This is a genomic window from Allomuricauda sp. TY007 (genome assembly GCF_010468565.1).
Lineage (GTDB): Bacteria > Bacteroidota > Bacteroidia > Flavobacteriales > Flavobacteriaceae > Flagellimonas.
The window spans coordinates 93,208-111,171 of record NZ_WUEG01000003.1 but is presented as its reverse complement, the minus strand read 5'-3'; the positions used below and the strand labels follow the sequence as shown (position 1 = coordinate 111,171).

Sequence of the window (17,964 nt, the reverse complement as noted above, 5' to 3'; positions counted from 1 at the left end):
ATGGAAGAAAAAAACTTCTTTGACAAAGTCTATGAAGTGGCCGAACAGATTCCCTACGGTAGGGTAACTTCCTATGGAGCCATTGCCAAATATTTAGGGGCGGCCCGTAGTGCACGAATGGTGGGTTGGGCCATGAACAATTCTTTGGCAAAAGATGTGCCTGCGCATCGCGTGGTAAATCGCGTAGGGGTGTTAACGGGCAAACATCATTTTGATGGTTCCAACATTATGCAACAACTCCTTGAAAATGAAGGTGTCCCGGTCAAGGACAACCAGATTGTCGATTTTCAAAAATACTTTTGGGATCCAGTAAAAGAACTTGATCAATAACCCGGAGGATGCAATTCATCAAAAGAGGTGTTGTCTTGAAATGCTTTTGCCAGCAATAAAATACTTGCTTCATCGTACAAATTGCCCACAAAAGTCATGCTCGTAGGGTGGTTTTCATCATCCAGACCTGTTGGAACAGCAATTACAGGATGTCCGGTAAGATTGGTTGCCAAAAGTTGGTCGTTTCCAAATGTGGGTGAAATCAATACATCATAATTCTTCATCAAGTCCTGCATCTTTTGGATGAGCACTTGTCGCTGTCTGTTTGCCTGAATATATTCCACGGCGGGAATAAATCTACTTTGCCGCAAGGAATTGGCACGGGAACGCTGGTCTTGCTCCACCATCACATCCACTCCTCCTGAACGTACAAGTTCATCAAAAAAAGCACCCGCTTCAGCCCTTAAAATAATATCAAATCCACGATAAGGTACTTCTTTGGGCATCTCCACAGCGGTTGGTTCAACCCCCATTTCCTTCAGGGATTTGAGTGCATTCCTCAGATTGTCTCCAGATTCCGTGGTATCTTTCTCAATGTCTTCTTTAAGATAAGCAACCCTCAAGCTTTTGATATCCTTGTTCCAATCAACCCCAAAAGGAAAATTAACGGTAGTGAGGTCGTTTTTATCCTCTCCTTGAATAGCATCAAAAACAATGGCACAGTCCTCAGCATTTCTTCCCAAAGGACCAACCTTGTCCATGGACCAGCTCAAGCTCATCACTCCATGTCTGCTTACCCTTCCGTATGTGGGTCTTAGTCCTGTAACTCCATTTCGGGTACTTGGAGAGGTAATGGAACCCAAAGTTTCTGTTCCCAGGGCAAATGGAACAAGCCCTGCCGCTGTTGCGGAACCGGAACCTGCCGATGAACCACTGGCTCCTTGGGTAGTGTCCCAGGGATTTTTGGTTTTACCATCGAACCAAACATCGCCACGGGCCAATGCCCCCGATACCAATTTGGCCACCAAAATGGCCCCGGCATCCTCCAGCTTTTTAACAACGGTAGCCGTTTCATTGATTATCTGGTCTTTGTAGGGGGCAGCTCCCCATGTGGTCGGATAACCTGGAACGGCCATAAGGTCCTTGGTGCCGTACGGGATGCCATGCAAAATACCACGATATTTCCCGTTTTTGATTTCTTCGTCGGCACGTTTGGCCTGTTCCAAAGCCAGATCTTCAGTAAGGGTAATGGTACATTGTAGTGCAGGTTGATATTTTTTAAGTCGGGCCAAGAAAAATTTTGTTAGCTCCGTGGATGTTATTTTCTGGTTTTTTATAAGTGAGGCCAATTGAGGAATTGTATAAAAAGCCAACAAATCATAAGGTTCGGGTACTTCAACATTATCTGGAATCTTCCACTCGGTTCCATTTTGTTGCTCGGGCATGGTAAAGCCAAAAGGGGTAGGGTCAAATCGTATTGCGGGGAAAACGTCATTTTCCAATGGATATTTACGCAGGGAATCAAATCCGCTGCGGTTTCTTTTCAAATAAGGGTATAGTGTATCACGATATTTAGTTTCAAAATGAAGCCCGATCAATTTTTCCGACTTTTTTACATCTCGTTTTGTAAAAGAGTTTTTATTGGTGGAACATGAGAGCCATGTCAACGAAATGAATAATAGAACAAAATAGGGGGTTCTGGTTTTTGGTAGCATGTTGGTCGATAATTTCAAATACAAGCTTCTAAACTACATTTTTTCAAAAAAATGAGCGTAATATTCAAGGCCTTTTGTGGTTGGTAGTTGTTTTAATTCCATTCCCGTTGATTAATAAAGTGATTTTTTTGAAATTCAGCAATACAACTTCTTAATCTAAAGCCAACACCGTATCTTTGTAGTTTAGAATCAGTTCAAACAGCTGATTACAAAATTTTGATAGATGAAGCTGAAAAAAACAGACATACTCAAGGCGCTGGAAAAGATATCTGCACCCGGTGATGGCCAAAATTTGGTCGAGAGCGGTGCAGTGACCAATGTTCAAGTATTCGGTGATGAGGTTGAAGTGGATGTGACCATCAAAAATCCAAGTCTTCAGGCTAAAAAGAAGACCGAGGTGGAAATATTGAAGTGCATTCATAGAGAGGTTTACGAAAAAGCCAAAATAAAAGTCAACCTAAAAGTTGATGCTCCCGAAAAACCTAAAGTGAACCAAATCAAAGGAAACCCGATTCCGGGAATTCAAAATATTATTGCCGTTGCATCCGGTAAAGGTGGTGTGGGTAAATCTACCGTAACCGCAAACCTAGCGGTAACCTTGGCCAAAATGGGCTTTAAAGTGGGGTTGTTGGATACGGATATCTACGGACCGTCCATGCCCATTATGTTCGATGTGGCCACGGAAAAGCCGTTGTCCATTAATGTAGATGGTAAGGCCAAGATGAAGCCTATCGAAAACTATGGGGTAAAGTTGCTTTCCATCGGATTTTTTACCCAGCCCAACCAAGCGGTGATTTGGAGGGGACCTATGGCTGCCAAAGCATTGAATCAAATGATTTTTGATGCGCATTGGGGCGAATTGGACTTCCTTTTGTTAGACCTGCCACCAGGGACAGGGGACATTCATTTAAGCATTATGCAATCCTTGCCCGTAACAGGTGCCGTGGTGGTAAGTACGCCACAAGAGATAGCCTTGGCCGACGCCAGAAAAGGGGTGGCCATGTTCCAACAAGAGGCGATTAATGTGCCTGTATTGGGAATCGTGGAGAATATGGCGTATTTTACACCTGCGGAGCTACCCGATAACAAGTATTATATTTTTGGTGAGAACGGTGCAAAAAATCTATCGGAAGACCTTGAGGTTCCATTTTTAGGACAAATTCCATTGGTACAGAGCATCAGGGAGGCAGGCGATGTAGGAAGGCCAGCAGCCTTGCAGACAGCGACCCCTACCGAGGAAGCTTTTGAAGCGCTTACAAAAAGTGTGGTTCAGGAGTTGGTGAGAAGGAATACTGACCTTCCCCCGACCGAAGCAATAAAAATTACAACAATGGCAGGTTGTTCCGCTGTTAAAAAGAAATGACCATGACAACAATGACATCAGAAGAAACAAGGAGCAATGTAGAAAAGGCGTTGGAAGAGATACGTCCGTTTTTACAGAGCGATGGGGGAGATATTACTTTGATTTCCATTGAAGACAATACCGTAAAAGTGCGTTTGGAAGGCAACTGTATTGGTTGTACCGTGAACCAAATGACACTGAAGAGTGGCGTAGAAATGACCATTAAAAAGTATGCACCCCAAATTGAAGAGGTAATCAATATCAGCTAACTGATTATTATCATAAATCTTTTTTTAGGCAAGTACTAAGTTGCATGCCAAAACCCCTAATATATGATCAAAACAGATATTCTGATAATTGGAGCGGGACCTACGGGTCTCTTTGCTGTTTTTGAAGCAGGCCTTTTACAACTCAAATGTCATTTAATAGATGCATTGCCACAAGCTGGTGGTCAATGTGCAGAAATATACCCCAAAAAACCCATTTACGACATTCCTGGATTCCCTGAAGTACTGGCGGGCGATTTGGTGGATAATCTAATGGAACAAATCAAACCGTTCCAGCCGGGTTTTACCTTGGGAGAGCGGGCAGAGACCATTGAAAAACTGGATGATGGCTCCTTTATAGTAACAACAAACAAAGGAACCAAACATCACGCTCCCGTAGTAGCCATTGCAGGTGGACTTGGTAGTTTTGAGCCAAGAAAACCGTTGTTGGAAAACTTGGAGAAGTATGAAGATAATGGCGTGGCTTACATGATCAAAGAGCCCGAAATATACCGAGGCAAAAAAGTGTTGATTGCCGGTGGAGGCGATTCCGCTTTGGACTGGTCCATCTTTTTGGCCGATATTGCCAAAGAAGTAACCTTGGTACACCGCAGAAATGAATTTAGAGGTGCTTTGGATTCCGTTGAGAAGGTACAACAGCTCAAAAATGAGGGAAAAATCAATTTGATGACCCCCGCCGAGGTAGTAGCTCTAAAAGGGAAAGATTACCTGGAGAAAGTGACCGTAAAAAACACATCTACCTCTGAAGAAACCGATGTGGAGATTGATGATTTTATCCCGTTGTTCGGATTGTCTCCAAAGTTGGGTCCAATTTCCAACTGGGGATTGGAGATAGAAAAAAATGCCATCAAGGTGAATAATTCCTTGGATTACCAGACCAACATTCCCGGTATTTATGCCATTGGTGATGTCAACACTTATCCAGGCAAATTAAAACTGATCCTGTGCGGTTTCCATGAAGCTACATTGATGTGCCAAAGTGCCTATCAAAAGATATATCCAGATAAGAAATACGTAATGAAATATACCACCGTTGGTGGCGTTACAGGATTTGACGGAAGTAAAAAAGAAGCACCAAAAGCAGTAGTTAAGGCAATAGATTGATTATTAAGTGAAACTGTCCCCTTGAGGACTTTAGGAAGTATCTCTAGAAAGATTATGAGCGATATCAAGTTAAAGATTATAGACCGAGACGGCGAACTACACGAGGTAGACGCCCCGACCGATATGAATATGAACCTGATGGAGGTAGTGCGTTCCTATGAACTTGCCCCGGAGGGAACCATTGGGATTTGTGGCGGTATGGCCATGTGCGCTTCTTGCCAATGCTACGTAAAATCCAATCATCAATTACCCGAAAAGTCGGATGATGAAGAAGCCATGCTGGCCGAAGCCTTTTTTGTAAAGGATAACAGCCGTTTGGGTTGCCAAATCCATATTACCGAGGATTTGGATGGCCTAGAGGTGGAGTTGGCCCCGGAAGAGGCTTAGATTCTCGCTTGGTAAGTAAACAGGTTGTAATATCTTCCTTCGGAAGCAATCAATTTTTCGTGTGTGCCCTGTTCCAGAATATGGCCGTTTTCAATCACTAAAATTTGGTCCGCCTTGCGGATGGTGCTCAATCGGTGAGCTATCACAAAAGTGGTCCTACCCTTGGTAAGTTCCCCCAAACTTTTTTGGATAAGTGCCTCGGATTCCGTGTCCAAACTTGAGGTGGCCTCGTCCAAAATCAAAATCTTTGGATTTGCCAAAATAGCTCTTGCAATGGCAATACGCTGGCGTTGTCCTCCCGAAAGTTTAACGCCACGTTCCCCGATCAAGGTATCCAAACCTTTGTCAAAACGGTCGGTAAATTCATTTACGTAGGCCGCCTTTACAGCTTCGAGCAATTTCTCCTCACTGGCATCGGGTCGTGGAAAAAGTATGTTTTCGCGAATAGTGCCTTCAAACAAGAAATCATCTTGCAGCACCACGCCCAAATGTTGTCTAAAACTGTTCAAATTCACTTTGGAGAGATCATGCCCATCAATGGTAATGGTCCCCGAATCGGGATTTAAAAAACTGGCAGCCAAACCGGCAATCGTTGATTTTCCCGAACCAGAACTCCCCACCAGAGCGATAACCTGCCCAGGTGCTACATCAAAACTAATGTTGTGCAATACTTGCTTGTCTTCCTCATAAGAAAAAGAGACATTGGAGAAAGACATACTTCCAACTACTTCGTCCAATAAAATGGTACGGTTTTCCTCGTCCGACTCTTCGTTTAAATTCATTAATTCTTCGGTGCGGTCCAGACCCGCCAAAGCTTCCGTTAATTGACTCCCAACACTGCTCATTTGCACGATCGGGGCAATCATAAGCCCCAATAACACGGTAAACTCCACAAATTCACCTACGGTAAGGGTATCGTGGATAATTTTATACCCGCCAAAACCCATTACACTTGTGGTCGCTACCCCTAGCAAAAAGGTGGACGAACTCGTCATAAAAGCGGTAGTGGTGAGACTCTTTTTTACATTTTCGTATAAGCGTTCCACACCTACTTCAAACACTTCTTCTTCCTGTTTTTCGGCATTAAACCCTTTTATAACACGTATGCCTCCCAAAGTCTCCGTCAATCTACCTTTTACCTCGGCATTTATTTTACCCCGATTCCTAAAAATGGGCCGAATTATCTTAAAGGCCTTTAAGGCAATTATGGCAAAAATGGTCAATGGAATAAAGGTGAAAAGCGTCATAAAAACGCTGATATCCATAAGCAAAGTCAAGGAAACAACCGCAGTAATAATTCCTCCCACCAGTTGCACCAGCCCAGTGCCGATTAAATTTCGGACTCCCTCAACATCCGACATAATTCGGGAAACCAAGGCTCCCGACTTGGCATTGTCGAAAAAGCGCACGGGAAGGGCAAGCACTTTTTTTTGGACCTGTGCCCTAAGTTCAGAAATTAAATATTGGGCCTGTACGCTTAAAATCTTGGTCAATAAGAAGGAGGTGACCGCCTGTACAAGAATGGCCAACATTACTCCAGCGACCAAATATTTGAGCATATCCACGTCCTTATTAACGATAACATCGTCTATAAGGTATTTGGAAGCAATGGGCGCAACAAAACTGGCAGCTTTGCTAATGGCAATCAGAAATAGACCCAAAAAAACGAGTTTACGTTTTGGCCAAATAATGGTTTTAAAAGCGGTGAGGATGCTAACTTTTTTTTCTGGCATAACAATTTTTCAAAAGAAGTTGCAAGTTACGGCAATTTAAGAGGACACCTAATTGAAGAGCTTCTGTACTTGGCAAGATTACAAATGCTATATTTAAATGCTCAAATTTTGAAAGGATTATGCTAAAAGCGAAATTGTTCGGTCTTTTGTTTTTGATTTTCTCCATGTGCTTTGCCCAAAGGGAATATCCAAAATTGACTGAAATTGTTACGGACAATGCCAAGATATTTACCCAGCCACAACTTGAGGCGTTTCGAACCAAACTTTATCAATTTGAATCGGAGACTACCAACCAATTGGTGGTTTTGACGATAGATGAGTTGGGTAACGAAACCATTGAACAGTACGCCCTTGAGGTCTTCAACCAAAATAAATTGGGGCAGGAAGGGAAGGACAATGGTATTCTTATCCTTTTTTCAAAATTGGATAGGGAAGTCCGCATTGAGGTCGGGTACGGTCTGGAACCTTATATAACAGATGCTGTCGCTTCTCGGATTATCCGAAATACCATGATTCCCAGATTTAAGGAAGAAGATTACTTCAGCGGATTGGATGGTGCCACGGACCAAATCATTGAATTTTTGAACAATCCAGAAGCCTTGAAAGAGTTTAAAAAGGAGATTGAGAAGGAAAACGAAATGCCATGGTGGATGTTGGTGGTAATAGGCTTGTTTTTATTGATGTTTATTGCAGCGGGAGGATTTGTTCTTTATAAGGGCTACTCCACTCTTATCGAGATCATACGTGGTATGTTTATAGGAAAGTTAGCGGTAGTTAAAGGTATATTAATGGCCGCTTTTATGATGCTTCCCCTAATTTTTGGATTGGTTTTTATAGGAATGCCACTATTTTTTATGGCACTATTGCTTGGTTTTGATGACTTGTTTAGTGGATTGGTCAAAGATTTTACTTGGGTGCTCTTTGTTTTTGCCGCTTTTGTTTGTCTAACCATCATATTGGTCATAATAAAAATCAGGAAAAAAGGCAACGAAGATTTTAAACTATCATTTTTTAAATCCGATAAAGATTATATGAGCAAGACCTTTTCATCCTCAGGGAGCCATTCCTTCGGTTCAAGTTCTAGTGGAGGTTCGTCCAGTAGTTTTTCCGGTGGTGGAGGAAGTTCTGGTGGTGGTGGAGCCAGCGGAAGTTGGTAAATGTTTTTGATTTGCCGTATTTTCACAAAACCAACTAAACCAATCCCCGAGATGAGAATTACAATCCTTGCCATACTTTTATTGTTTTTATCCTGTTCCGAACACCCTCGATCCGAAGTTGAAAAATGGGAAGCACAGGCTGAAAACATAACAATTATCCGAGATGATTTTGGAGTGCCGCACATTTACGGAAAAACCGATGCTGATGCTGTTTTTGGATTGTTGTATGCTCAATGCGAGGATGATTTTAACCGTGTAGAGCAAAATTATATCTGGGCCACAGGTCGTTTGGCCGAAGTTGAAGGAGAAGATGCGCTGTATAGTGATTTGCGCGCAAAACTGTTTATGACGGAAGAAGAGGCCAAGGCCAATTATGAAAAAAGTCCAGAATGGTTAAAAGAACTTTGTGATGCCTTTGCGGATGGCATCAATTATTATCTACACACCCATCCCGAGGTGAAACCCAAACTTTTGACCCGTTTTGAACCCTGGATGTCCATGTATTTTAGTGAAGGTTCCATAGGAGGGGATATTGAGCGTATTTCCACGCGAAAAATCAGAAGTTTTTACGAAAGCGGGATGGAATTGCCCAAAATGGAAGCCCTTCAACTCAAGAAGGAAGAGGAAATGGCCGAACCACAAGGCTCCAATGGAATTGCCATTTCAGGGGATTTGACCGAGTCAGGTAATGCTATGCTTTTGATCAATCCGCACACCTCATTTTATTTTAGAGGAGAGGTGCATGTGGTGAGCGAAGAAGGGTTGAATGCATACGGCGCCGTCACTTGGGGTCAGTTTTTTGTGTATCAGGGCTTCAACGAAAAAACGGGGTGGATGCATACATCAACCTATACCGATGTGATGGATGAGTTCAAGGAGACCATTGTTAAAAATGATGGAAAACTATTTTATCAATATGGAGAGGAATTGCGCCCCGTGGATTCCAGCAAAGTAACCTTGAAGTACAAAGATGGCGAAAGTCTAAAAGAGAAAACCTTCCCGATGTACAGAACACATCACGGACCGATCACCCATCAGGTAGATGACCAATGGACGGCTTCGGCTATGATGTGGGAACCCATAAAGGCATTGGAACAATCCTATATCCGAACCAAACAGGATGGTTATGTTGTTTTTAGGGAGATGATGGATATTCGAACCAATTCATCCAACAATACCGTGTATGCAGATGCCGAAGGAAACATTGCCTATTTCCACGGAAATTTTGTGCCAAAACGAGACACTATATTTGATTATACCGAACCCGTGGATGGGAGCAACCCCAAAACGGATTGGCAAGGATTGCACACCGTGGACGAGAATATTTTGGTGCTGAACCCAGAAAATGGCTGGATTCAAAATTGTAACTCAACCCCGTACACTTCGGCTTTGGAATATAGCCCTAAACGGAAAGATTACCCAAAATACATGTCGCGAGACCAAGAAAACTTTAGGGGGGTACATGCCATCAAATTGTTAACGGGAAGAAGTGGTTACACCTTGGATGGACTTATAGAACTGGCCCATGATTCTTATTTGCCCGCTTTTGAGGCATTGATTCCCGGGTTGGTGAGAGCGTATGATGCAAATCCAACCCCTGAATTAAAAGAAGCCATTGAAGTTTTACGGAACTGGGATTATACAACATCAAAAGAATCCATTGCCATGACCTTGGCGCATTATTATGGCACTTTATGTTATTCAAAAGCAGAAAGACCTGAAGGGATGTATTCCATGCAATGGGTAGCATATTGGGGAGATGCTTGGGACAATCAGAAAAAATTAAGCTTTCTAAAAGAAACATTGGATAGATTGGAAACCGATTTCGGAACATGGAAAATGCCTTGGGGCGAAGTAAACCGCTACCAACGTTTAAATGGGGATATTCGCCAAGCTTTTGATGATGAAAAACCTAGCATTCCTATTGGTTTTGCAAGTGGACGATGGGGCGCACTCGCGGCTTATGGTGCACGGTACGATAACAATACCAAAAAGATTTATGGTACCCGTGGCAACAGTTTTGTAGCAGCAGTGGAATTTGGTGATAAAGTAAAGGCCAAGACGATGCTAGCGGGTGGACAGAGCGGAGACCCTGAGTCACCACATTTTAATGACCAGGCACAACGCTACGCCGATATGGAATTTAAAGATGCCGCGTATTACAAAGAGGATGTGCTAAAACGCGCGAAAGTGACATATTCGCCCGGAGAGAAATATTAAGGGAAGTTTTAATTGCTCTTTTCTATACCGCTGTCCTCTTCCTTAACAATAATGAGACTGGCTTTGGAACCAGTGGAAAGGTTCCAGCGGTTGTTGTGGATAACCACACCTTTATCATCTGTTACCACCACTTGTGCTGTGTTTGGACCTGAAGACCCTTGGTTGAGGGCTTCAAACTCTACACGGTTAAAGCCTTCCACTAAATCCAAGTTGATGCCTTTGTAGGAGCCCGATAAGAGCATATTGTATTCTACGGCTTCTCCATTTACATAAATTTTGATGCGGTCGCCATCCACATATTCGTGGTCCCTTGCAACGATGCCCACAAATTTAGCAGTGGTTTTGAAGTCGCCCAAATATTGATCGCCAAAATGTTCGTTGGCACCTTTTTCCCTTTTTTCCATCACTTTAGGGTCGATTACCATATCGTGACCCGCTTGCAAAAGTTCCCTGTCCGGCAACATTTTGACGCCGGGTTTTTCATTTTTGGAGGTTAGGTTTTCATCCAGTACCGAAGGCATACGAAGTAAAGTACCTTGGTTGCTTGCTTTTACATCGAGCTTATTGTTGTCGCCAATCTTCAATGGTCGCGTGGTGGGCAAGTCGCCCTGTGCGAACATGGGCAAGGTGAAAAGAATGACCCCAAATAAAACAAAAATTCTCTTTTTCATGGCAACAAAGGCAATAATCCAAATATAAATTTAGCAAATACCTTGCCATCAGCATTATAAATTGAAGTTAAATCGTTAATCTGCAGGCTTTCTTTTGCTCTTTCCTTTTAAACCAAATAGCGGATGCAACAAAGGAATCCTTAAAATAATGAGGTCGTAGATGAGCCAACTAATGCCAAATGTCCCGACCACCAATACAAATGTTTTAGGTGCCAATCCCCAATCCAGGTTCATCAAATAGTAAGCAATGCCAACGGTAATGGTCTGGTGTAAAATGTAGAAGGGATAAACGGCCCTGTTCGCATAGGCGATTCCTTTGCTGGGCTTGTTCAGGTATTTGGCGGCATACGCGAAGAGTACCAATATCCAAGACCATATATTCACCACTTTTAAAAGGGCTTCCGTAAAATGGATTACGTAACCATCTTCAAAAAACAACCAGATAATTACCTGACCGAAAAAACACATCACCCCTAAAGTCAGTGTTTTTTTCTTCACTTTGACCAATGTTTGCCAAAAAACATCACCTGTGGCAATTAGAACAAAGCCATAAAAGAACAGGATTATACTGAATGTGAAGTTGAACCAATCATCTACCAAGGCATGTGTAATCGGGAAAAAGGGTTCCACCAAGGATTCAACAAGATAAAGTGGTATTACAAATAGATAAATGCCCCATGTTTTTTGAATCAAATGTTTGACCCATTCAATAAAACGGGTTTTATGTTTTCTTAAATAAACGAAAAGGGGTGCCAAAACCCACGAAAAGACCAAGAGATAGGGTAAAAACCAAAGGTGGTGCCAGCTCAAATTACCTTCGGGGTAGAGGCCATCAAAAGCAACGGTGGTAAAATATTCCCAGTACGAACCTGAAAACGTACCCTCGACCAGTCGTTCAAAATACACTTGTGGCGGTACAATCAAAACCATACCGACAACTAAGGGAATTCCCAAACGGAGAAAACGTTCCCACACAAATTTGCCCATGCTTCTTTTGCCCAAAGCGTAGTAGGTTCCCATACCGGATATCACAAAAAGTATGGGCAAGCGCCATTGGTTCAAGAACAACATGGGCCAGCGAAGCCAATCGTATATTTCGTTGTTTTTTACATGCCAGCCCCACGGTACAAAAAACATTCCTACATGATAAAATATTAAAAGCGCGAACACAATGACCCGTAGCCAATCCAAATCGTAACGCCTGATGGTAGTTTTCATCCTAAAAATTTTTTCCAAAGATGAAAAGTGCCGATAAAACAATGTGGTTTTTTTGTTCGGGAAACGTCCTGAATTGCAATTATGGAGAAATTACACTCCTTTTTGCTTCATAAATGCGGAAGGCGATTGCCCAGCATGCTTTTTAAAAGCATTGTAAAAGGTGGATTTGGATTTGAACCCTACGGATTGCCCAATGGCCTCCACCGTAAGCTGTTTAAATGCATCATCCAATAATCTTTTTTGGGCCAATGCAATTCTTTTTTGGTTGATGTAGTCGTTGAAATTGGTCCCTGTTTCGGAATTGATCAATTTGGAAACAATATTGCTGTTGGTGTCCAGTTCCTCAGCCACTTTTTTTAAACTTATATTTTGATGTGCATAGTACTGGGATTCGGATATAAAACTTTCAATGGTTTCAAACTTGATGGAATTGCTGGCGAGGGTCTCATATTTATCGGCAATCCAAGATTTTTCAAAAAAGCGGGATTCCGACAGCATAAAAAAGGAAGTGATAAAAATGGTGACCGTCTGCACGATACCAATAAAATGATCGCCACCATCGTCTTCGTAATTTAGAAAAATGAAAAGTAGGGTCAGCATCAACACCATAAAAAAAGCAACCGTATTCCTGGAAAAAATATACTTGTCCACTTTTATGTTTTTGGGCGACGTCCACCCCCGCTTTCTAGTTTTTATCACCAATAAAAGGGACAGCGCCAAGTAAAATGCAAAACTAAAAAGTACCAACCACCTAAACTGATCTTTGATAAAGTGGTAGGAATAATTCATGTTTCCAGGAATGTCCACAAAACCCAGATTTCGGTGATAAGCGCCCAAATAGGCGTTGAGTTTTACCTGAATCGGGCCCAAATAATAGTTGACTTGTGAAACGACATACAATACAGGCAAAACAAAATGGGGCCAATGTTTTTTTAGGGTGATGGGCTTTCGTTCCAACAAAGTATACAGGAAAAAATAAAGGGTAGGGGTGATGAGGAGCACTAAAAATTCGGTAGAATCATTCAGGTGGATTATATGTTTAATGAGTCCCGTGTAACAGAGGTAGACATCCAAAAAAACCAGACATTGTATCAAAAGCGACCAGCCAAACAAATTGATGGCCGATTTCCGTTTAGCCCTCAAAAAAATAACTAGAGTCAAGAAAAAACCTTGAACAATGCCCAAAAGCATAATGTGCGATGCAAGGTCGTGCCTAATAGGAATTTGATCAAGTATGGTGTCAAGGTTTTCCATGTTCAAGGGAAGATGTAATCTGATAGTTTCTCCGGTCCTTCCAATAAAACCCTTACAATTTGGAGGGTACCATCGGGTTTGGTGTCAATATGCCACTTGATGAGGGAGATTTTGCCCTTTTCAATCTCAATACCCGTAATGCTCCTTGGATGAACACAGCTACCATCGTTAAAAAAGGGAATTTGGCCCGGTTCGGGAAAGCGTGGCCTATGCGTGTGTCCCGCAAGGGTGATGAGTAAGTCCTTTTTTAGGATCCATCGTTTTATGCGCTTTTCAATACGGATGAGCTCCTTGTAATTTTTAGCAGGACTTGTAGGGTCGGCAATGCCTACGACTTGGAGCGGTTTCCATAAAACCCGTACCAAAAACCTGCCAATACGCCAACACACATAGTTCCACCAGTCCGCTTGGTGGCCGTGAACACAAAAAATTTCCTGTCCAGTAACCGAATGCTTTAAAATAAGGGCTTCGTGGTAAGTGATGTCTTCAAAAAGTTCTTTGTCCGAGCCATCAATAGGCTCAAAATAATGCGAAAGATGTTTGGCCACAAAATCAGGATCCCGATACACCATATCGTGGTTGCCCCATAGCATGTGGAGACGTTTCTCCAAATGGAACCTTCGCAAAAGTTGGTACACGTTTTTATGCGCTTCAATGATCGAGTCAAAGCTTATATTTTCCCAGAGTTCGTCACCATCGCCCAGTTCAATGTAATGAAAACCCTCACGGTAGTAATGGTTCAGTGCGTGGAAGTAAATGTTCCGGTTATTGGCAAAATCATCTGCAAAACTGTTGTCCCCGCGATGACAATCACTAAAAAAAATAAACTTGGAATCCTCATCGAACGAAATGGTCTTCGCGTTTTTGTAAGCTCGGTCTAATCGGGTAGAAGAGGACATGAAAAAGTTTTTGCTAAATATCCTTAAAAATGACGATTTGTCCATAAAGATATCCATTAATGGCCCCGCATTTTTACTTTTTGTAACTTTACAGGCTAAACCTCGACTAACAAGGGTATGAAGCACAACCCAAATTCGGAAAGCCCTCTGGTTCAACTGGTAAGTTTCAATAAGTTGTTGGAGCATTACGATGAGCAATTGGAAAGCTCCAATCCGCATATTGCCGAAAGGGCAAAATATGTGTTGGATACGCAGGCCCCATACCCAGAGTTAAGGGATGGTTTTACCGATTTGTCCTTATTGGAAAAGCATAAGGATGTGATTCGAGTAATCTTGGAGGATTCTTTTGCCCCGATTTTGACAAAAAATGAAATTAAAACGGCCTCTACCCCTTTTGAGAACTTGGTGTTCAATTCATCGGAGCGTTTTCGTCAGATATTGGCAGATGCCGGTGAGGATTTTGATTTGGCAATAACCAATATTCCCAGGGAGTTCGATTACATTATGAGGTGTGCTGTAATACTACAGTTTTATTACGGTTATAAATTGGACTTTAAGCGCCCCTTCTTCTACGATATACCGGATACCAATGGTGTGATGCGCAGGTACAGGATTCTGTACAATGCGGATTTCATGGAAATTATCCCCACAGAAAAAGCCAAGGAAATCACCCAAGATGATGTAGATGAGTTGTTGGATAATTTTTACAACTTGGATTTGTGGAAAGAGAAAATACCACCGAACAGTTTCATTGCCAAGGGTTTTGTAATATCCAATATGTTCGATGTTACTGCGGAGCATTCCGTATCGGAAATTAAATCAACCTTGATTGGTCGCACCCAAAGGGGAAATGCGACTTTTATGGAGAGTTTTGAAGATACCTTTAGATCATTTTTTAATCTTAGCGATATAAAAGTGGGTTTTTCGGGGTACGATTCTGGTGCCAACCGCTTTTTTAAGATATATGGCAAGGGGATGGAAAGTTACATCCTCAATGGCAAGGATATGGAAGATTGTGATTGTACCTTTTGTAATTATACCCACGAAAAGTTGTTCAAAGAGAACAAATACTTTGCCATATCCAATGTTGAAAAATATTTTGAAGAATCAAAAGGAGAGATTCAGCCCTATAAAAGCTTGATGGAACAGGGCATTAAGAGTGCTATTTTGGCCCCGATTGCTGTAAATGGAAATTTATTGGGGGTATTGGAGCTAATATCCGGCAAGGTGAACGAGCTCAACAGCGTTAATGCAAACAAGCTGGATGATGTAATGCCATACATTGTTGCTGCTGTAATGCGTACCATTGAGGAAGAGGAGAACTTGATCGATGCCGTTATCCAGCACGAATGTACCTCCGTACACCCATCCGTGTATTGGAAGTTCCAAGAAGAGGCCAAACGTTTTATGGCAGACGAACTGGCGGGCAACGAACCTGTCTTCAAGGAGATTGTTTTCAAGGATGTGTATCCTTTATATGGCCAGATTGATGTCAAAGACTCTGCGCAAGAACGTAACCTTGCCATTCAAAGGGATTTGATGATCCAACTTTCCGAGGTGAATGACATTTTAGAAGTCGCCTTAAAAAAATACAAGCTACCCATTTACGAGGAGTTAATGTTCCGGGTAAACAACTATTTGAGCGAGGTAAAAGAAGCCCTGTTCACCCACACCGAACAGGCCGTTTTTGATTTTGTGAAAGAAGAAGTGGACCCTGTTTTCAACCATCTTCAAAAAGAAGATGTCGAAATCGCCGGTCTATTGGAAAAATATAGCGAGAAAATTGATAAGGCCACCGAAAGCTATTATGACCATCGTAGAAACTACGACAACAGTGTAATGGAGGCCAACATGAAACTCGCAGCTCTTCTGGACAAAAGACAAGAAGAAGCCCAAGAGATGTTCCCACACTATTTTGAGCGTTACAAAACCGATGGTGTGGAACACAATATGTATATCGGAAAATCCATAACCAAGGATAAGGAGTTCAACGAACTTTTCTTGAGCAACCTAAGGTTGTGGCAGCTCCAGGTAATGTGCGAAATGGAGAACAAATATTACAGCCTAAAACCACACCTACCGGTTAAGTTGGATGTGGCATCATTGGTTTTGGTATATAGCACCTCGTTGGCTATCAGGTTTAGAATGGACGAAAAGCGTTTTGATGTTGATGGTACCTACAATGCCAGATACGAAGTCATTAAAAAACGTATAGACAAGTCCTTCATCAAAGGCACCAATGAACGCCTTACGCAAAAAGGCAAACTTGCCATTGTATACTCACAGCGCAAGGATGAAAAAGAGTATATGCGTTACATCAGCTTTTTAAAGGCAAAAGGGTATTTTACAAACAATATCGAAATTGTAGAGCTGGAGGGTGTACAGGGCGTATCAGGTTTAAAGGCAATCAGGGCAGAGATTTTATATCAAAAAGATAAAAAATCCGAGCGTACCTACACCTACGATGATTTGATGAAGGAATTGAGTGCCTAAATCAAAAAACCAATCTTTCAGGACCAAAGAATCGGAAGGCAATTCCAAAAGCGATTACCGAAATTATAATGCCAAACATGAAAATATTGTAGGTAATACGCAGTATCTTATATTTTCTATTTAGGACAACACCTAAGTAATACAGGTCTTTGGTGAGGGAAGAATAGACATACTCTTTGTCCTTGATAAGCTCTTGGAGCGCCCACTCGTATTCTTCCAGTTCCATTTTATGGAAATTTCCAAAGAACAATAGGTTTACCCGTTTTTTCTCCACATCCTCTTTGGTAAACTTACCGCTGGTAATATTGGGCCTTGTCGCCAAAACGGACAACACCATGGATGCAACGCTGAAGGCGATCAAAATAAATGTGGGGTAAATCATGTAGGTGTTGGATGGGTTGTCCAGTTTGGTGAGCAAATTGGCCAGCACCAACGAAATAATGATGGCATTTACGGACAGCAATATGTTCGCTTTGGTGTCGGCAATATCACTCAACTTAAGATGGTTCCTTAAAGTTACCCTGTACAAAGTCTGTACACTTCTGTCCGGGCTCTCACTTTTGTATTTTGCCTTTAAAGCTTCTTTTTTGGCAATTTTTTTCTCTTCCTTCTTCTCCTTTAGGAGCTTTTTTAGATTCTGTTGCTTTCCTTCCTCCCAATTCTCCTTGGCATAATCGGTAAAAAAATTATGTTTTGTTCGGAACATTTTAATGTTCTTGTCCCGCCATTCTTTAGCTGAATAATCAGCAATCCCCAGTTCTCTGAGTTCTTCCTTTAAAAAATCCGTGGTTTCCCAGTAGCTTTTTTTTGCAAAATGGGATATATCTGCATCACGGATAATACCTTCCATAAGGTTGGTGGGCTCGTTGCACATATTGGTGACCATGATCAGCGAGCATACTTGCTCAATGCCTTCGGGGTCGTAGTCATTTTTACCAAGAAAATCCCTGGCAATTTCACAACTATTTTCCTCATGATTTTCCCAACCCTTGATATGACCAACATCGTGGAACCAGGCAGCAAGTAACAATCTTTCGTTCTCTGCTTCATCCAGGTTGTAATAATTGAGCAATTCTTTAGTACTTTTGACTACTCTTTGGGTATGTCGCAAGTTGTGGTACAAGAACCTTGAATCGAGCTCTTCCGTTAACAGTTTAGAAACGAAGTGTTTGGTTTTTTCAACAATTTCCGACATAGTTCCATATTAGGAACGT

General features: G+C 42.0%; 15 protein-coding genes. 8 read left to right on the top strand and 7 right to left on the bottom strand.

Annotation, left to right across the window (positions count from 1 at the left end):
* Nucleotides 1-330: an MGMT family protein gene (locus GO009_RS03870; RefSeq protein ID WP_163624903.1), complete on the top strand. Its 330-nt coding sequence runs from the start codon at nucleotides 1-3 to the stop codon at nucleotides 328-330.
* On the opposite strand, the gene GO009_RS03865 is transcribed toward GO009_RS03870, so the two are convergent.
* Nucleotides 324-1,985 carry an amidase gene (locus GO009_RS03865; RefSeq protein ID WP_163624902.1) on the bottom strand — a complete coding sequence of 554 codons (1,662 nt, stop codon included), beginning with the start codon at nucleotides 1,983-1,985 and terminating at the stop codon, nucleotides 324-326. The genes GO009_RS03870 and GO009_RS03865 overlap by 7 nt on opposite strands.
* 223 nt (nucleotides 1,986-2,208) lie before the next feature.
* Between GO009_RS03865 and GO009_RS03860 the strand changes: the two genes are divergently transcribed.
* The 4 genes from GO009_RS03860 (at nucleotide 2,209) to GO009_RS03845 (ending at nucleotide 5,105) form a co-directional block, all read left to right on the top strand.
* Complete coding sequence (locus tag GO009_RS03860) at nucleotides 2,209-3,348, top strand: Mrp/NBP35 family ATP-binding protein (RefSeq protein ID WP_163624901.1); 1,140 nt, start codon at nucleotides 2,209-2,211, stop codon at nucleotides 3,346-3,348.
* Nucleotides 3,349-3,359: 11 nt separating this feature from the next.
* On the top strand, nucleotides 3,360-3,596 hold the full coding sequence (locus tag GO009_RS03855) for a NifU family protein (RefSeq protein ID WP_041801799.1): 237 nt from the start codon (nucleotides 3,360-3,362) through the stop codon (nucleotides 3,594-3,596).
* A 63-nt stretch (nucleotides 3,597-3,659) separates the two neighbouring features.
* On the top strand, nucleotides 3,660-4,718 hold the full coding sequence (locus tag GO009_RS03850; RefSeq protein ID WP_163624900.1) for an NAD(P)/FAD-dependent oxidoreductase: 1,059 nt from the start codon (nucleotides 3,660-3,662) through the stop codon (nucleotides 4,716-4,718).
* 54 nt (nucleotides 4,719-4,772) lie between these two features.
* Nucleotides 4,773-5,105 (top strand): 2Fe-2S iron-sulfur cluster-binding protein, encoded by a 333-nt coding sequence (locus GO009_RS03845; RefSeq protein ID WP_163624899.1) that lies wholly within the window; start codon nucleotides 4,773-4,775, stop codon nucleotides 5,103-5,105.
* Here GO009_RS03845 and GO009_RS03840 read toward each other — a convergent pair.
* Entirely contained in the window at nucleotides 5,102-6,838 is a 1,737-nt protein-coding gene (locus GO009_RS03840; RefSeq protein ID WP_163624898.1) for an ABC transporter ATP-binding protein, read from the bottom strand. The genes GO009_RS03845 and GO009_RS03840 overlap by 4 nt on opposite strands.
* Before the next feature lie 119 nt (nucleotides 6,839-6,957).
* On the opposite strand from GO009_RS03840, the gene GO009_RS03835 reads away from it, so the two are divergent.
* Together GO009_RS03835 and GO009_RS03830 are read left to right on the top strand one after the other, a co-directional pair.
* The gene (locus GO009_RS03835; RefSeq protein ID WP_163624897.1) at nucleotides 6,958-7,995 is read left to right on the top strand and encodes a YgcG family protein; all 1,038 of its coding nucleotides are present in this window, start codon (nucleotides 6,958-6,960) and stop codon (nucleotides 7,993-7,995) included.
* A 51-nt stretch (nucleotides 7,996-8,046) separates the two neighbouring features.
* On the top strand, nucleotides 8,047-10,215 hold the full coding sequence (locus tag GO009_RS03830) for an acylase (RefSeq protein WP_163624896.1): 2,169 nt from the start codon (nucleotides 8,047-8,049) through the stop codon (nucleotides 10,213-10,215).
* A gap of 8 nt (nucleotides 10,216-10,223) precedes the next feature.
* Here the strand turns inward: GO009_RS03830 and GO009_RS03825 are convergent, their stop codons facing one another.
* The 4 genes from GO009_RS03825 to GO009_RS03810 all read right to left on the bottom strand — a co-directional run bounded on the left by GO009_RS03825 (nucleotide 10,224) and on the right by GO009_RS03810 (nucleotide 14,257).
* Nucleotides 10,224-10,886, bottom strand: a complete 663-nt coding sequence (locus GO009_RS03825; protein WP_163624895.1) for a hypothetical protein — start codon at nucleotides 10,884-10,886, stop codon at nucleotides 10,224-10,226.
* A 75-nt stretch (nucleotides 10,887-10,961) separates the two neighbouring features.
* Complete coding sequence (locus GO009_RS03820; protein ID WP_163624894.1) at nucleotides 10,962-12,104, bottom strand: acyltransferase family protein; 1,143 nt, start codon at nucleotides 12,102-12,104, stop codon at nucleotides 10,962-10,964.
* A 90-nt stretch (nucleotides 12,105-12,194) separates the two neighbouring features.
* Entirely contained in the window at nucleotides 12,195-13,358 is a 1,164-nt protein-coding gene (locus GO009_RS03815) for an AraC family transcriptional regulator (protein ID WP_163624893.1), read from the bottom strand.
* Nucleotides 13,359-13,360: 2 nt separating this feature from the next.
* On the bottom strand, nucleotides 13,361-14,257 hold the full coding sequence (locus GO009_RS03810; RefSeq protein WP_163624892.1) for a metallophosphoesterase: 897 nt from the start codon (nucleotides 14,255-14,257) through the stop codon (nucleotides 13,361-13,363).
* Between the two features lie 117 nt (nucleotides 14,258-14,374).
* Between GO009_RS03810 and GO009_RS03805 the strand changes: the two genes are divergently transcribed.
* Nucleotides 14,375-16,750 carry a GAF domain-containing protein gene (locus GO009_RS03805; RefSeq protein WP_163624891.1) on the top strand — a complete coding sequence of 792 codons (2,376 nt, stop codon included), beginning with the start codon at nucleotides 14,375-14,377 and terminating at the stop codon, nucleotides 16,748-16,750.
* A gap of 1 nt (nucleotide 16,751) precedes the next feature.
* On the opposite strand, the gene GO009_RS03800 is transcribed toward GO009_RS03805, so the two are convergent.
* Complete coding sequence (locus GO009_RS03800) at nucleotides 16,752-17,945, bottom strand: Pycsar system effector family protein (RefSeq protein WP_163624890.1); 1,194 nt, start codon at nucleotides 17,943-17,945, stop codon at nucleotides 16,752-16,754.
* Nucleotides 17,946-17,964: the final 19 nt, after the last annotated feature.

Coding starts and splice junctions, on each gene's coding strand:
- GO009_RS03800 (WP_163624890.1), bottom strand. CDS start 17,945: ATGTCGGAAATTGTTGAAAAAACCAAACACTTCGTTTCTAAACTGTTA.
- GO009_RS03810 (WP_163624892.1), bottom strand. CDS start 14,257: ATGTCCTCTTCTACCCGATTAGACCGAGCTTACAAAAACGCGAAGACC.
- GO009_RS03845 (WP_163624899.1), top strand. CDS start 4,773: ATGAGCGATATCAAGTTAAAGATTATAGACCGAGACGGCGAACTACAC.
- GO009_RS03825 (WP_163624895.1), bottom strand. CDS start 10,886: ATGAAAAAGAGAATTTTTGTTTTATTTGGGGTCATTCTTTTCACCTTG.
- GO009_RS03865 (WP_163624902.1), bottom strand. CDS start 1,985: ATGCTACCAAAAACCAGAACCCCCTATTTTGTTCTATTATTCATTTCG.
- GO009_RS03850 (WP_163624900.1), top strand. CDS start 3,660: ATGATCAAAACAGATATTCTGATAATTGGAGCGGGACCTACGGGTCTC.
- GO009_RS03815 (WP_163624893.1), bottom strand. CDS start 13,358: ATGGAAAACCTTGACACCATACTTGATCAAATTCCTATTAGGCACGAC.
- GO009_RS03835 (WP_163624897.1), top strand. CDS start 6,958: ATGCTAAAAGCGAAATTGTTCGGTCTTTTGTTTTTGATTTTCTCCATG.
- GO009_RS03805 (WP_163624891.1), top strand. CDS start 14,375: ATGAAGCACAACCCAAATTCGGAAAGCCCTCTGGTTCAACTGGTAAGT.
- GO009_RS03820 (WP_163624894.1), bottom strand. CDS start 12,104: ATGAAAACTACCATCAGGCGTTACGATTTGGATTGGCTACGGGTCATT.
- GO009_RS03860 (WP_163624901.1), top strand. CDS start 2,209: ATGAAGCTGAAAAAAACAGACATACTCAAGGCGCTGGAAAAGATATCT.
- GO009_RS03830 (WP_163624896.1), top strand. CDS start 8,047: ATGAGAATTACAATCCTTGCCATACTTTTATTGTTTTTATCCTGTTCC.
- GO009_RS03855 (WP_041801799.1), top strand. CDS start 3,360: ATGACATCAGAAGAAACAAGGAGCAATGTAGAAAAGGCGTTGGAAGAG.
- GO009_RS03870 (WP_163624903.1), top strand. CDS start 1: ATGGAAGAAAAAAACTTCTTTGACAAAGTCTATGAAGTGGCCGAACAG.
- GO009_RS03840 (WP_163624898.1), bottom strand. CDS start 6,838: ATGCCAGAAAAAAAAGTTAGCATCCTCACCGCTTTTAAAACCATTATT.